This is a genomic window from Chitinimonas violaceus (assembly GCF_052601015.1).
This window is the reverse complement of the sequence record NZ_JBQXDJ010000004.1, coordinates 94,809-110,499: the sequence shown is the minus strand read 5'-3', so window position 1 is coordinate 110,499 and position 15,691 is coordinate 94,809. Positions and strand designations below refer to the sequence as shown.

General features: G+C 59.7%; 14 protein-coding genes. All 14 read left to right on the top strand.

The window, feature by feature from the left end; translation table 11 throughout:
• The first annotated feature begins 104 nt into the window (after positions 1–104).
• On the top strand, positions 105–1,388 hold the full coding sequence (locus tag ACUHMQ_RS02685; RefSeq protein WP_445293903.1) for an MFS transporter: 1,284 nt from the start codon (positions 105–107) through the stop codon (positions 1,386–1,388).
• Between the two features lie 48 nt (positions 1,389–1,436).
• Complete coding sequence (locus tag ACUHMQ_RS02680) at positions 1,437–2,819, top strand: NarK family nitrate/nitrite MFS transporter (protein ID WP_445293902.1); 1,383 nt, start codon at positions 1,437–1,439, stop codon at positions 2,817–2,819.
• 148 nt (positions 2,820–2,967) lie between these two features.
• A complete protein-coding gene (locus ACUHMQ_RS02675) occupies positions 2,968–6,702 on the top strand; it encodes a nitrate reductase subunit alpha (RefSeq protein WP_445293901.1) in 3,735 nt (1,244 codons plus the stop codon).
• Positions 6,699–8,267, top strand: a complete 1,569-nt coding sequence (narH, locus tag ACUHMQ_RS02670) for a nitrate reductase subunit beta (protein WP_445293900.1) — start codon at positions 6,699–6,701, stop codon at positions 8,265–8,267. Before ACUHMQ_RS02675 ends, narH begins: the two co-directional genes overlap by 4 nt.
• A gap of 74 nt (positions 8,268–8,341) precedes the next feature.
• Entirely contained in the window at positions 8,342–8,986 is a 645-nt protein-coding gene (narJ, locus tag ACUHMQ_RS02665) for a nitrate reductase molybdenum cofactor assembly chaperone (protein ID WP_445293899.1), read from the top strand.
• 18 nt (positions 8,987–9,004) lie between these two features.
• Entirely contained in the window at positions 9,005–9,688 is a 684-nt protein-coding gene (narI, locus tag ACUHMQ_RS02660) for a respiratory nitrate reductase subunit gamma (RefSeq protein ID WP_445293898.1), read from the top strand.
• Positions 9,689–9,761: 73 nt separating this feature from the next.
• The gene (locus ACUHMQ_RS02655) at positions 9,762–10,256 is read left to right on the top strand and encodes a type IV pili methyl-accepting chemotaxis transducer N-terminal domain-containing protein (protein ID WP_445293897.1); all 495 of its coding nucleotides are present in this window, start codon (positions 9,762–9,764) and stop codon (positions 10,254–10,256) included.
• Between the two features lie 21 nt (positions 10,257–10,277).
• Positions 10,278–10,550 (top strand): hypothetical protein, encoded by a 273-nt coding sequence (locus ACUHMQ_RS02650; protein ID WP_445293896.1) that lies wholly within the window; start codon positions 10,278–10,280, stop codon positions 10,548–10,550.
• 89 nt (positions 10,551–10,639) lie between these two features.
• Positions 10,640–11,386, top strand: coding sequence for a peptidylprolyl isomerase (locus ACUHMQ_RS02645; RefSeq protein WP_445293895.1), 747 nt, complete (start codon positions 10,640–10,642; stop codon positions 11,384–11,386).
• 83 nt (positions 11,387–11,469) lie between these two features.
• The gene (locus tag ACUHMQ_RS02640; protein ID WP_445293894.1) at positions 11,470–11,874 is read left to right on the top strand and encodes a ribonucleotide reductase subunit alpha; all 405 of its coding nucleotides are present in this window, start codon (positions 11,470–11,472) and stop codon (positions 11,872–11,874) included.
• 143 nt (positions 11,875–12,017) lie between these two features.
• A complete protein-coding gene (gene trhP / locus ACUHMQ_RS02635) occupies positions 12,018–13,385 on the top strand; it encodes a prephenate-dependent tRNA uridine(34) hydroxylase TrhP (protein ID WP_445293893.1) in 1,368 nt (455 codons plus the stop codon).
• 100 nt (positions 13,386–13,485) lie between these two features.
• Positions 13,486–14,484 carry a GTP 3',8-cyclase MoaA gene (moaA, locus tag ACUHMQ_RS02630; protein ID WP_445293892.1) on the top strand — a complete coding sequence of 333 codons (999 nt, stop codon included), beginning with the start codon at positions 13,486–13,488 and terminating at the stop codon, positions 14,482–14,484.
• Between the two features lie 11 nt (positions 14,485–14,495).
• A complete protein-coding gene (locus tag ACUHMQ_RS02625) occupies positions 14,496–15,155 on the top strand; it encodes a carbonic anhydrase (RefSeq protein ID WP_445293891.1) in 660 nt (219 codons plus the stop codon).
• Complete coding sequence (gene mobB / locus ACUHMQ_RS02620) at positions 15,152–15,691, top strand: molybdopterin-guanine dinucleotide biosynthesis protein B (RefSeq protein WP_445293890.1); 540 nt, start codon at positions 15,152–15,154, stop codon at positions 15,689–15,691. The genes ACUHMQ_RS02625 and mobB overlap by 4 nt, the downstream gene beginning before the upstream one ends.

The window sequence follows — 15,691 nt, the reverse complement described above, 5'->3', positions numbered from 1 at the left end:
TAGTTCCATTGCGCTGGGCCTGCTGGTCTAGTGGCGAATGGTGGCAGGCTGCCGTGATCCCTAAGCTTGCTCTCACAAATCCTTGAAAGATCGAGAGAGCCATCGTGACGACCGCGCAAGACAAAGCTCCTCCAGGCGCGATTCCTGTTCTGGTCTCCAGCACCTTCGCCTTCACCATCTGTTTTGCCATATGGATGATGTTTGCGGTGCTCGGCATACCTATCAAAAAGCAGCTGGGTTTGTCCGAAACCCAGTTTGGCCTGTTGGCAGCCATGCCGGTGTTGACTGGCTCGCTGGTGCGTGTACCGCTGGGTATATGGACCGACCGCTTCGGTGGCCGCATCGTGCTGTTCCTGCTGATGCTCTCCACCGTGATTCCGATCTGGTTGATGAGCTATGCCACCGAATACTGGCACTTCCTGGTGCTGGCGCTGTTCGTGGGTCTGGCCGGCGGTTCGTTCTCGGTGGGTACGCCCTATGTCGCGCGCTGGTTTCCCAAGAGCCATCAGGGCTTTGCCATGGGGGTGTTCGGTGCCGGTAACTCGGGCTCGGCGCTCACCAAGTTCGTTGCGCCGGCGCTGATTGCCGCGGCCGGTGGTGCCTGGATGATCGTGCCGCAGGTGTACTCGGTGGCCATGCTGATCACCGCCATCCTGTTCTGGTTTGGCTCCAGGACCAACCCAGCGCACAACGTGCCGTCCACGGTCAACTTTGTCGAGCAGATGAAAATGCTGCGCGACCCGCGCGTATGGCGCTACTGCCAGTACTACTCGGTGGTGTTCGGTGGCTATGTGGGCCTCGCGCTGTGGATGACCAAGTACTACATCGGCGAATACGGCTTCGACCTGAAGCTTGCCGCCTTGCTGGCTGCCTGCTTCTCCCTGCCCGGTGGCGTGCTGCGCGCGATCGGCGGCTGGATCGCCGACAAGCAGGGTGCCTACAAGACCACCTGGTGGGTGATGTGGGTGTGCTGGGTGTGCTTCTTCCTGCTCAGTTACCCGCAAACCGACTTCACGGTGCTCACCGTGAACGGCCCGCAAACCTTCCATATCGGCCTTGGCCCTTGGGCGTTCACCTTCCTGCTGTTCGTGGTCGGTGTGGCCACCGCCATCGGCAAGGCCTCGGTGTTCAAGTTCATCTCGGATGACTTCCCCACCAATATCGGTGTCGTATCCGGTGTAGTGGGCCTCGCTGGTGGCCTGGGCGGATTCCTGCTGCCCATCTTGTTTGGTCTGGTGCTGGACCTGACCGGCGTGCGCTCCAGCTGCTTCATGCTGCTCTACGGCACCGTCTGCGTCAGCCTCGTGTGGATGCACTTCAGCTTCCGCGCCGAAAGCGTGGCCGAGGGCCAGAAGGCCCTCGCCGGCAAGGTTGCGCCCACTCACTGATTCATCACCGGGGGCGGCGGCGCCGCCTCCGCTTTCTGGAGAAACACCATGTCCTCCCATGTACTTGAACGCTGGGACCCGGAAAACCCGATTTTCTGGAACAAGTCCGGCTCGCGCATTGCCAACCGTAATCTATGGATCTCCATCCCCGCCCTGATGCTGGCTTTCAGTGTCTGGATGCTGTGGAGCGTGGTGGTGGTGAACCTCGACAAAGCAGGCTTCCAGCTCAGCAAGAACCAGATGTTCTGGCTCACCGCGCTGCCGGCACTGTCGGGCGCCACGCTGCGTATCTTCTACAGTTTTCTGGTGCCGATTTTCGGTGGCCGCAAATGGACCGCCATTTCCACCGCCAGCCTGCTGATTCCCGCACTGGGCATGGGCTTCGCGCTGCGAGATCCCACTACCAGCTTTCCCACTCTGCTGATCCTGGCCCTGCTATGCGGCTTGGGCGGCGGCAACTTCAGTTCCAGCATGGCCAATATCAGCTTCTTCTTTCCCAAGTCGAAGAAGGGATTGGCCACCGGGCTTAACGCGGGCATCGGCAATCTGGGCGTGAGTCTGGTGCAGTTCGTGGTGCCGCTGGTGATTGCTGGCGCCTTTCTCGGCGGTATCGCGGGTGATGGCCATAGCTATGTGAAGGATGGCGTGGAGAAGAGCATCTGGCTGCAGAACGCCGGCTTCATCTGGGTGCCCTTCATTGCCGTGGCCGCGCTGGCGGCCTGGTTCGGTATGGATGACATTGCCGATGCCAAGGCCTCGTTTGCCGAGCAGGCGGTGATCTTCAAGCGCAAGCACAACTGGCTGATGTGCTGGTTGTATATCGGCACCTTCGGTTCGTTTATCGGCTTTTCGGCTGGCCTGGCCATGCTGACCAAGTCGCAATTCCCTGATGTGAACCCCACCCAATACGCCTTCCTCGGCCCATTGGTTGGCGCTTTGGCGCGCCCCTTGGGTGGCTGGGTGTCGGACAGGCTCGGCGGTGCGCTGGTTACGCTGCTGACTTTTGCCGCGATGACGGCGGCGGTGTTCGGTGTCATTCACTTTCTACCACGCGGCGGTGTAGGTGGCGACTTCTACGGCTTCCTGGCCATGTTCATCGTGCTGTTCGCGCTGACTGGCATCGGTAACGGCTCCACCTTCCGCATGATTCCGGTGATCTTCCTCACCGAACGTCAGCGTGCCGCCGGCAGCAGCATGGCCGAACAAAAGCAGGCCGTGCAGGACGGCAACAAGGAAGCCGCCGCCGTACTCGGCTTCTCGGGTGCCATTGGTGCTTATGGCGGCTTCTTCATCCCCAAGAGCTTCGGCACTGCGCTGGATATGACCGGCAGCGTGGATGCGGCGCTCTATGTCTTTGTCGTTTTCTACCTGAGCTGCATGGTGATCACCTGGTGGTTCTACGCGCGCAAGGGCGCGGAAATGCCTTGCTGAATGGGTATCCGGGCGCGCTGCTACGCCAGAAGAACTAGTTCGAGCGCAGCGCCCACCCCCTTCCACCGATGAATGTTCCGCGCGGTGGCAGACGGCGACACTGATCCCATCTTGCCGCTCGCCTCGTGGCCAATAACGGAGAAACACCATGAGCCATTTTCTGGACAGACTGAAATTCCTATCCAGGGTCAAATCCACGTTTGCCGATGGCCATGGTGCCGTTGTCGATGAAGACCGCAAGTGGGAAGACGCCTACCGTTCGCGCTGGCAGCACGACAAGATCGTGCGTTCCACCCACGGCGTGAACTGCACCGGCTCGTGTAGCTGGAAGGTTTACGTGAAGAACGGCCTGATCACCTGGGAAACCCAGCAGACCGACTACCCGCGCACCCGGCCAGACCTGCCCAATCACGAACCGCGCGGCTGCCCGCGTGGCGCGTCGTATAGCTGGTATGTGTATTCGGCCCAGCGCGTGAAGTACCCGATGATTCGCGGCCGCCTGATCGAGATGTGGCGTGAGGCGCGCAAGACCATGGATCCGATTGCGGCCTGGGAATCCATCAGCCAGAACCCGGAAAAAGCCAAACGCTACAAGAGCGTGCGCGGGCAGGGCGGCTTTGTGCGCGCTGACTGGGATACGGCGACCGAGATCATTGCCGCAGCCAATGCGCTCACCATCAAGAAATACGGCCCGGACCGCGTGGTCGGTTTCTCGCCGATTCCGGCGATGAGTATGGTCAGCTACGCCGCCGGTGCGCGTTATCTGAGCCTGATCGGCGGCGGCTGCCTGAGTTTTTACGACTGGTATTGCGATCTGCCGCCCGCCAGCCCGCAAATCTGGGGTGAGCAGACCGATGTGCCCGAGTCGGCCGACTGGTACAACTCGACCTACCTGATGGTGTGGGGCTCGAACGTGCCGATGACGCGCACGCCCGATGCCCACTTCTATACCGAGGTGCGCTACAAGGGCACCAAGACGGTGGCCGTTTCCAGCGATTTTGGCGAAATGGTCAAGTTCGGCGATATATGGCTGGCGCCCAAGCAGGGCACCGATGCCGCGCTGGCCATGGCCATGGGTCATGTGGTGCTGAAGGAATTCCACCACGGCGGCAAATCGGAATATTTCAGCAGCTACGCCAAGCAATACACCGACATGCCGATGCTGGTGCTGCTTAAGGAGCGCAACGGCTGCCTGGTGCCCGATCACTTCCTGCGTGCCGCCCACCTGGCTGGCAACCACGGCGAAGCGAACAATCCCGAGTGGAAGACGCTGGAAATCGACGCCAGGACGGGCGATATCGTGGTGCCGAACGGCGCCATCGGTTTCCGCTGGGGCGAAGGCAAGGTGAATGACGGCGAGAAGGTGGGGCGCTGGAATCTGGAACAGAAGGATGGCGGCAGTGGCCGCGAGGTCGATCCGCTCTTGAGCCTGATCGACAGCCGCGACGATGTGGCCGGCGTGGGTTTCCCTTACTTTGGTGGCGAGCACGACGAGCTGCTGGTGCGCAATGTGCCGGTCAAGCGCATTACCCTGGCCGACGGCAGCAGCGCGCTGGTGGCTACCGTGTATGACTTGCAGATGGCCAATTACGGTGTGGACCGTGGTCTGGGCGGCGCCAATGTGGCCAGCAGCTACAACCAGGACGTGCCCTACACCCCGGCATGGCAGGAAAAGCACACCAGTGTGAAGCCGGAACTGGTGATCCAGGTGGCGCGCGAATTTGCGCAGAACGCGCACGATACGCATGGCAAGAGCATGGTGATTGTCGGTGCCGCGCTCAACCACTGGTATCACATGGACATGACCTACCGCGGCATCATCAACCTGCTGATGATGTGCGGCTGCGTGGGTCAGAGCGGTGGCGGCTGGGCGCACTATGTGGGCCAGGAAAAGCTGCGCCCGCAGTTCGGCTGGGCGCCGCTGGCCTTTGCCAGCGACTGGTCGCGCCCACCGCGCCAGATGAACGGCACCAGTTTCTTCTACGCGCACACCAGCCAGTGGCGGCATGAAAAGCTGCATGTGGATGAAATCCTCGCACCGACAGCCGACCGTGCCAAGTATGACCGCATGAGCATACTCGACCTGAACGCCAAGTCCGAGCGCATGGGCTGGTTGCCATCCTGCCCGCAGTTGCAGACCAACCCGCTGGATGTGGTGGATGCAGCTGAAGCGGCTGGCCAAGACCCGGTTACGTTCGCTGCCAGCAAGCTCAAATCGGGCGGTCTGCAGATGAGCTGCGACGACCCGGACAACCCCGCCAACTTCCCTCGTAACATGTTTGTGTGGCGCTCCAACATCCTCGGTTCCAGCGGTAAGGGCCATGAATATTTCCTCAAGTACCTGCTGGGCACTCAGAACGCGATGTTTGGCGATGAAGCAGATGCCATCAAGCCCTCCGAGGTTAAGTTCCATGATCAGGCAGCCGAGGGCAAGCTGGATCTGTTGACCGTGCTGGATTTCCGTATGAGCACCACCTGCTTGTACGGCGATATCGTGTTGCCAACCGCCACTTGGTACGAAAAGGACGATTTGAATACGTCTGACATGCACCCCTTCATTCACCCACTGAGTGAAGCCGTGCAGCCACTGTGGGAAAGCAAAACCGACTGGGAGATTTATAAGCTGCTAGCCAAGAAGTTCAGCGAGATCGGCGGCCCCTATCTGGGTACCCGTAAAGACCTCGTGCTGACCCCGCTGATGCATGACACCCCAGGGGAATTGGGTCAGCCGCTGGAACCGAAGGACTGGAAGCACGGCGAGTGCGATCTGATTCCGGGCAAGACGGCACCGAACATGACGGTGGTAGAACGTAACTACAACGACATCTACAAAAAGTTCACCTCCATCGGCCCGCTGCTCGACAAGCTGGGCAACGGTGGCAAAGGCATCAACTGGGATACCAAGCACGAAGTACATGAGATCGCTGGCCTGATCAAAACGGTGGCAGAGGAAGGTGTCAGCAAGGGGCGTCCACGTCTGGATAGTGCCATTGACGCCTCCGAGATGATCCTGACCTTTGCGCCAGAAACCAACGGCCATGTCTCGGTGAAGGCCTGGGATGCGCTCTCCAGGATCACAGGGCGCGACCATACCCATCTGGCGGTAGGTCGTGAACACGACAAGATTCGCTTCCGCGATGTGCAGGCGCAGCCCCGCAAGATCATCTCGGCGCCAACCTGGTCGGGTCTGGAATCGGAAGAAGTCAGCTACAACGCCGGCTACACCAATGTCCACGAGCTGATCCCCTGGCGCACGCTGACCGGCCGCCAGCAGTTCTATCAGGATCACCGCTGGATGCTGGATTTTGGCGAGGGCTTCTGTGTATACAAGCCGGCTATCGATACCAAAACCATCAAGCCTATGTTGGGTCGCCACCCGAATGGTGAGAAAGAACTGGTGCTGAACTTTATTACCCCACACCAGAAGTGGGGAATTCACAGCACCTATTCAGATAATTTGCGCATGCTTACGCTCAGCCGTGGCGGCCCACATATTTGGGTGTCGGAAAAGGATGCCAAGGCAGCCGGCCTTGTCGACAACGACTGGGTGGAGGTGTTCAACGTCAACGGTACCTTGACGGCGCGACTGGTGGTTAGCCAACGGGTGCCGGTAGGTATGACGATGATGTATCACGCTCAGGAGAAGATCGTTAACGTGCCCGGCACAGAAACCAGTGGCAAGCGCGGCGGCATCCATAACTCAGTGACCCGCACGGTGCTCAAGCCTACCCACATGATCGGCGGCTATGCCCAGCAGGCGTATGGTTTCAACTACTACGGCACCGTAGGCAGCAACCGCGATGAATTCGTGGTGATGCGCAAGATGAAGAAGGTGGATTGGCTGGAAGGTCCGCGTGTTGAGGAAGAAGGAGTCGCCAAATGAAAATCCGCGCCCAAGTCGGTATGGTGCTGAATCTGGACAAATGCATCGGCTGCCATACCTGTTCCGTTACCTGCAAGAACGTCTGGACCAGCCGCGATGGCGTGGAATACGCCTGGTTCAACAATGTGGAAACCAAGCCCGGCATCGGTTACCCCAAGGAATGGGAAAACCAGGGCAAGTGGCATGGCGGCTGGCAGCGCAATGCCAATGGCAAGCTGCAACCGCGCCAGGGCGGCAAGCTGAAGATTCTGGCTAATCTGTTTGCCAACCCGAACCTGCCGGCGATTGACGACTATTACGAGCCGTTTACCTACGATTACGAGCATCTGAAGAACGCGCCACTGAGCCAGACACCGCCCACCGCGCGGCCGGTATCGGTGATTACCGGCAAGAAGATGGACAAGATCGAATGGGGCCCGAACTGGGAAGACGATCTGGGTGGCGAGTTCAGCTCCCGTTCCCGCGATGCGCTGTTTGAAGGCGTGCAGAAGGAGCTGTACTCGACCTTCGAGTCCACCTTCATGATGTATCTGCCGCGCCTGTGCGAGCACTGCCTGAACCCGACCTGTGTCGCTTCCTGCCCGTCGGGCTCGATCTACAAGCGGGAAGACGATGGCATCGTTTTGGTGGATCAAGACAAGTGCCGTGGCTGGCGGATGTGTATCTCCGGCTGCCCGTACAAGAAGATTTACTACAACTGGCAATCCGGCAAGGCCGAGAAGTGCACGTTCTGCTTCCCACGTATTGAGGCGGGTCAGCCGACCGTCTGCTCGGAGACCTGCGTAGGACGTATCCGTTATCTGGGCGTGCTGCTGTACGACGCCGACATGATCGAATCTGCGGCATCCGCACCGAACGAGCAGGATCTGTATGAAGAGCAACTTAAGGTTTTCCTTGATCCGCACTCGCCGGCCGTGATCGCCGAAGCCCGCAAGCAAGGTATCCCGGAGAGTTGGCTGGAAGCCGCCCGCAAGAGCCCGGTCTACAAGATGGCCTGTGAGTGGAAGGTGGCCTTCCCGCTGCATCCCGAGTACCGCACGCTGCCCATGGTTTGGTACATCCCGCCGCTCTCGCCCATTCAGGGCGCGGCAGAGGCTGGTCGTATGCCGCACAGCACCGTGGGCAACACCATCATTCCAGACGTGAAGAGCCTGCGTATTCCGGTGCGCTATCTGGCCAACCTGTTGACTGCTGGCAAGGAACAGCCGGTGGTTACCGCGCTGGAACGCATGATCGCCATGCGCGCTTACAAGCGTAGCGAAGTGGTATACGGCCGCGCCGAGACCAGCCTGATCAGCAAGGTCGGTCTGGATGCCGCCACGGTGGAAGACATGTACCAGATTATGGCGATTGCCAATTACGAAGACCGCTTCGTGATTCCGACTAGCCATAAGGAAATGGTCGAGGACAGCTTCAACGACAAGGGCAGCTGCGGCTTTACCTTTGGAAATGGTTGCTCGGGCGGCACTTCGGAAGGCTCGCTGTTCGGCAAAAAGCCGCAGGGTAGCGTGATCTTTGTCGACATGCCCAAGTCGCGCAAAAAGCCAGTGACAACGGAGGAGTAAACGACAGGGGAGGGAGCGCAGCCTTCCGGGACGTTGTGCTGCGCGGTCTTCCCCCATCGTTTCAGGAGCACACCATGAGTCTTTACCGCATTCTTTCCGCCTTGCTCAGCTACCCAGAGCAAGACCTTATCGACGCGCTGTCGGAAATCGATGATGCGCTCGATGCTTATCCCGATGCCTGGGAAGCCTTGAGCCTGCTGACTGACTACTTCAAACAGAGCGAGCTGATCGCGCTGCAGGAAAACTATGTTGGCACCTTTGATCGCAGCCCGGCACATTCGCTGCACCTGTTCGAGCACGTACACGGCGAAAGCCGTGATCGTGGCCAGGCCATGGTTGATCTGCTGCATGAATACCAGCAGCACGGCTTTGAGCCAGATGACGCCGAGCTGCCCGATCACGTACCGCTGTTCCTTGAGTATCTGAGTCTAGTTGAGCCATCCCAGGCCGAAGCATTGCTGGGCGAGGCAATTCACGTATTGGCCGCCATCGGTCGGCGCCTGGGCCGTAACGACAGCCCCTACGCCACCGTGTTTGCCGTGCTCTGCACGCTGACCGATGTCGTGCCGCTGGAGCAGACCGACCCACCAGTGCGCGATATGGACGAAGCGATGGAAACCTTCGGCCCCGGTGCCGATGGTGTCGAACCTTTGCTCAAACCCAGCATGAACGGTACGCACACTGTGCAGTTCTATCCACGCGCTGCCAGCGCACATTGATTTCTAGGGAGCACCATCATGAGCTACCTGCACCAATTTTTTTTCGGCATCTACCCATATATTGCCTTTGCCGTCTTTATCTTTGGCAGTCTGGCGCGTTTCGAGCGCGAGCAATACACTTGGAAGAGCGATAGCTCGCAGATGCTGCATCGTGGCAATCTGCGCTTAGGCAATATTCTTTTCCACATCGGTATCATCGGCCTATTCTTTGGCCATCTGGTTGGCTTGCTTATGCCGGTGGCAGTGTGGGATGCGCTTGGGGTAACCCATGGCTTCAAGCAGCTCGTTGCTATGGTGGCGGGTGGCATCATGGGGACAATCTGCCTGCTGGGCCTGGTCATTCTGCTACACCGCCGCCTGAGCGACCCACGCATCGCGGCCGTTACCAAACCGGGCGACAAGGTGCTGCTGGTTTGGATTCTGGCCACACTACTCTTGGGTCTCGCCACCATCTTTGTTTCCGCCCAGCATAGAGATGGGTATGAAATGGTGCTGCTGATGACTTGGGCACAGCATATCGTCACCTTCAAGGGCGATGCGGCGGCCTATATCGTTGGCGCCCACACCCTGTTCAAGCTGCATCTGTTTATGGGCATGAGTTTGTTCGTGATCTTTCCGTTCACCCGGCTGGTGCATGTCTGGAGCGGGTTTGCTTCAGTCACCTACTTGGGCCGTGCCTGGCAACTGGTACGTCCTCGTTAAGCGCCCCTAAGTCTCACCGTTACCCTGGCCGGTGCAAAGCATCGGCCGGTTTCCCCCTCGACTTAAACCCATCATGCCTATCCGTTTCATCAAGTTGCTCGTCGCCGCCAGCCTTGTGCTGGCTCCCACGGTATTACCCTGTGTTGCCGCCAATATGCCGTCGGCCGCCGCGCTGGATGCGGTCAACCTAGCCGGCCGGCAACGCATGCTCAGCCAGCGTATCGTCAAGAACTACACCCAGTTGGGCCTGGGCGTCCTGAGCGAGGCGGCTGACCGTCAATTGCGCGAATCCATCTTCCGTTTTGATGCCAGCCAAACCCAGCTGCACCAGCAGGTCTCGCTCAAGTCAGCCAGCAATACCGATCTTGAAATGCTGGGTACCGAATGGCACAAACTCAAGCCATTGCTGGCTTTCCGCCCTAATCGCGATACCGCCTTGCAGGTGGAGAAGCAGGCCGAGCTGATCCTGGCCGCCAGCCACCAGCTGACCTTGAGCCTGCAGGAAGCCAGCGGCAGCGATAGCGGCCGCTGGGTCAACCTGGCGGGCCGCACCCGGATGCTGAGCTAGCGGCTGGCCAAGTACGCATTGATGCAAAGACTGGGTGTGGATGGTGCCGCCCAGCGCGATGCGACCGAGCAAGCCCGCACCGAACTCGGTGGGGCTTTGGCCAGCCTGGAGAAAGCACCGGTCAACAGCGTTGCCATCCGCCGGCAGTTGGAATTGGCTGACCAGCAATGGCATTTTCTGGAAAACGCCCTGAACCAGCCGCAGGGTGATCCCGCCCATATCGCCACCACCAGTGAGCGATTGGTGGAAGTGATGGATGAGGTGACCCGGCTGTATACCGCCGTGCCCAAATAAGCCCTTTGCTTGGGCTGTTACGCCAGCCGGCCGCAGGCAGGCTGGTATGAACGTCAGGCCGACAGCTGTCGGCAACAGGAGCGCAAATCATGGCAATCGTTATCAATGGCTACGAAATCGAAGACAGCGAAGTCGAGCGTGAACTGCCGCAACATCAAGACGCATCCAACCCGCTCCAGCGTGCGGTGACCACGCTGGCTTTGCGGCGCATCTTGCTGGATGAAGCAACCCGGCTCGGCTTGCCGACCGGGAGTGACGAGGCTGTCATTGAGGTACTGTTGACCGCGGAAGTGAATATCCCCACGCCCGATGAAGCGAGCTGTCGCCGCCATTACGAGCAGCACCCGCAACACTTTACGGTGGGTGAGCTGGTCGAGGTCGATCACATCCTGTTCCAGGTAACCCCCAGGGTGCCGCTGGAGGCATTGCGCGTGTTGGCTGAACAGACCCTGCAGGATTTGCTGGCTGCCCCCGATACCTTTGTCGATGTGGCCCGTGCGGTATCGAACTGCCCATCGGCCGAAGTCGGTGGCAATCTCGGCCAATTGAGCCGGGGGGATACGGTGCCGGAATTTGAGCGGATGGTGTTTGCCATGAACCCGGGTGAAATTCTGCCGCGCTTGTTGGAAACCCGTTTTGGCCTGCATATCGTGCGGGTTGCCCGCCGCTTGGACGGCCGCTTGCTACCCTATGAACAGGTAGCCGACAGCATTGCCCATGCATTGCAAACCGCCAGCCGCGACGCTGCCTGGCGCCAATATCTGCAATTGCTGGTGGGGCGCGCCCGGATTGAAGGCATCGAACTGGAAGGCGCCGACAATCCCTTGGTGCAATGAAACCAGATAGCACCAGCTTGCCCGTGGGCGATCAAACCGCCTCATTCGAAATTTGAAGCACCCCTGCACCTAGGACTACCGTTATGCAGCTTTCCTCCTTTGCCGATTTGCTGAATGCCGCCCACGCGCAGGATCAACCGCAGCGGCTGTTGTTTGTCTTTGTTACGGCGGAACTACCTAGCGACGCCAGCCCGGAGCAGCGCGCCCGTTTTGAAGCGGGCCAGGGCGGTACCTTGGCGCCATTGATGTGCGCCGACAAACTGCCGGCCGAGCTGAGTGATTTCGCCAGCCTGCAGGCGGAAGCAGCCATGATGGGGCCGACCTGGCAGCTGATGTTTGCCGCCAGTCTGTCCGGCCGCGCTGGCCAGCCACCTAGTGCAGCAGAAGCAGAACCCCACCTGAACCGCATGCTTGACGTGATCAAGCAGGGCAGGGTGCAGCACTTACTGGCATTTAATGCAGGTGGCGAAGTGGTTTCGTTGCACTAGCTGGAGGGCAGATACCGATCTTTCGGCTGGCTTTCTACAGGCCGGGGTGGCGAGCTCAAATCGAACCATTGAACTGGCCCTAAGCCTCTGCGATCGGTTGCAAACCAGTCGTAGGGCACAGTCTTTTCTCCCCCAATATCTCCATGTCACAGACCAAGCCAGAATTACTTTTGCCAGTCGGCGACCTTGACCGTATGCGTACAGCCTTCGATTTTGGCGCCGATGCGGTTTACGCTGGTCAGCCGCGCTACTCCCTGCGCGCCCGCAACAATGACTTCAAGCTGGAAAACCTCTGTACCGGCATTGCCGAAGCCCATAGGCGCGGCAAGCAGTTCTTTGTGGCCTCCAACCTGCTGCCGCACAACGCCAAGGTCAAAACCTATCTGGCCGACATGGCGCCCGTGATCGATATGCGGCCTGATGCGTTGATCATGGCCGACCCAGGCCTGATCATGCTGGTGCATGAGAAATGGCCGGAGATGCCGATTCATCTGAGCGTACAGGCCAATACCGTCAACTATGCCGCGGTGAAATTCTGGCAGGCACTAGGCCTCACCCGCATCATCCTCTCGCGTGAATTGTCGATTGATGAAGTGGCAGAAATTCGCCAATTGTGTCCAGACATGGAGCTGGAGGTATTCGTGCATGGCGCATTGTGTATCGCGTATTCGGGCCGATGCTTGCTGTCAGGGTATTTCAACCACCGCGACCCCAATCAAGGCACCTGTACCAATGCCTGCCGTTGGGATTACAAATTGCATAACGGCTGTGAGGACAGTGCGGGTCAAATACAAAAGATTGGGTTCGATTTTGGCCAGGCGCAGGAGGATGCCAATCAGTCCTTTGCCAGCGCGGGGTCGGTACCACGCCATCTGCTGACTGACCGGGCCTACCTGATCGAAGAGGGTGGCAGACCCGGAGAATTGATGGAGATCAGTGAGGATGAACACGGCACCTACATCATGAACAGCAAGGATCTACGGGCGCTACACCACGTGGAGCGGCTGGTTAAGATCGGAGTGGATTCGCTTAAGATTGAAGGCCGCACCAAATCACGCTACTACGTGGCGCGTACCGCCCAAACTTACCGGCGTGCGATTGATGACGCGCTGGCCGGCCAGCCTTTCAACCCAGCGCTGCTGGCCGAGCTGGACGGCCTATCCAACCGTGGTTACACCGATTACTTCTACCAACGCCACCCCAGCCAGGAGGCACAAAACTACCTGCATGGTCATTCGCGCTTGGCGCGTAGCCAGTATGTGGGCGATGTACTTCGAGTAACCGATGGCTGGGCTGAAGTGGCAGTAAAGAACAAGTTTCGGGTAGGCGAGCGATTGGAGTTGATCCAGCCGCAGGGCAATCAGCAGATGCGGTTATTCGCCTTGCAGAGTCTGGATGGCATTGCACTTAGCGAAGCGCCAGGTGACGGACATACCGTACGCCTGCAATGGCCTGCAGCCCAGGCCGGCGCTTTGTTGGCACGATTCTGTGCCGAGAGTGAATTGGCCTGAGTGGCTAATCACCCCACCAAAGTGACTAGTTCCACCAGCGAATGGCGAGTAACTACCGCTTTGCGCACAATGGCAGCCAGACTCCCCAAGGGCTGTTGCCATGCATGCCGACCCCGCACCACCCGTTCTGATCGACCCGTTCCAGCGCCGTATCGACTACCTGCGGGTATCGGTCACTGATCGCTGCGACCTACGCTGTACTTACTGTTTGCCCAAGGGTTTCAAAGGCTTTGAAGAGCCCGCCAACTGGTTGAGCCATGCCGAGATGAGCCGGCTGGTGGGGCTGTTTGTGCAATTAGGGGTAGGCAAGGTACGCCTCACCGGCGGTGAACCGCTGCTGCGGCGCGGCATCAGCGAGCTGGCCGGCAAGCTGGCGGCGCTGCCTGGCTTGCGTGATCTGTCGCTGTCCAGCAATGGTACCCAGCTGGCCCAGCACGCCCAGGCACTGAAGGCTGCCGGGGTGCAGCGCTTAAATATCAGCCTCGATAGCCTGGACGACGCCTGCTTTGCCCGCGTTACCGGCCGCGACTGCCTGGGCGACGTGCTGGCTGGCCTGCAAGCCGCCCAGGCGGCAGGCTTTGCACCGATCAAGCTCAATATGGTTGTGCAGGCCGGCGTCAACGATGCCGATGTGGCGCGGATGGTGGATTTTTCGCTGCAGCACGGCTTTGTGCTGCGGTTGATCGAGCCGATGCCGATAGGTGACACCGGCCGCCAGACCCAGGGCCTGGATCTGAGCCGGCTAGGCCAGCAATTGGCCAGACAGTTCGGGCTGGTGCCCGAGATCAAGGGCCAGGGTGCCGGCCCAGCCCGCTACTGGACCAGTGCCAATGGTCAGTCGAGCCTGGGGGTGATCACCCCCATGTCGCAACACTTTTGCGCCGCCTGCAACCGGGTGCGGCTGGGGGTGGATGGCACGCTGTACCTGTGTCTGGGCCAGGACGACCAGGTGCCGCTGGGTCGTCTGCTGCGCGCTGGCGCCAGCGACGACGAGCTGATCGCTGCCATCCACGCCGGTATCGCCAGCAAGCCAGAGCGCCACGAATTCAACGATCAACCCGCCAAGATCATTCGCTTCATGTCGCAAACAGGTGGCTGAAGGAGCTGGCCATGCACGACCTCGAACGCTTCATCGACGGCTTCCAGCGCTTCCAGCAACAGTATTTTGACGACAAGCCTGGTCTATACCGCGAGCTGCAGGCCGGCCAGCACCCCAGCACCTTGCTGATAGGTTGCTGCGATTCGCGGGTCGACCCGGCGCTGCTGCTGGGCTGCGACCCCGGCGACATCTTTACTGTGCGCAATGTGGCCAATCTGGTGCCGCCGTGCGATCCCAACCAGCACTTTGCCGGGGTGACCTCGGCCGTTCAGTTTGCTATCGAGCAGCTGCAGGTGGCCCGCATCATTGTCATGGGCCACGCCCAATGTGGCGGCATCCGGGCGCTGGTGGAGCAACGTTTTAGCGGCGAGGCACCGATGGATTACATCGGCCGCTGGATACGCATCGCTGAGCCGGCCCGCGCGCGGGTGATGCAGCAACTGCCGCACGCCAGCAATGCCGAACGGCGCCGCGCCTGCGAGCTGGCGGCTATCCTGGTGTCGCTGGGTAATCTGGAAAGTTATCCCTGGATCAAGACCCGCCTCGATGCCGGCACGCTGACCCTGCATGGCTGGTACTTTGATCTGGATACCGGTTCGCTACTGGCCTACTCACCCCGCGCCGATGCCTTTCTGCCCTTGGTCTGCCCGTTGGTACCGGAGGGCGCATGAATAAGGCGTTCGCGCTGGTTGGCCGTTCCGGCAGTGGCAAGACCACCTTGATCGAAGCCCTGCTGCCGATTTTCGCAGCGGCCGGATTACGGGTAAATGTGATCAAGCACAGCCACCACGACGTGCAGTTCGAGCCGCCGAGCAAGGACAGTGCACGTTTTCGGGCTGCGGGTGCTGCCGAAGTCTTGCTGGCTACGCCCTATAGGTTTGCGATTTTCCACGAGCTGCAAGATCAGGCAGAGCCTGATCTTGCAGCTCAGCTGGCTCAGCTGGCTCGGCTGGCGCCAGCCGATCTGACCTTGGTGGAGGGCTTCAAGGCTTTTCACGTTCCTCGGTTGGAGGTATTTCGCCCTTCGCTTGGCCAAGCACCCTTGTTTCGAGAACTAAGTGGTTTGTGTGCGGTGGCTAGTGATCAGCACGTGGATTGCTCCTTGCCGCTGCTGGATCTTAATCAACCGATGCGGGTTGCTGCTTTTATCCTCGAACATTTGGGTAGTCGGTTGCCCAAACCGGACAACATCCGCCGGAAAGGCTGA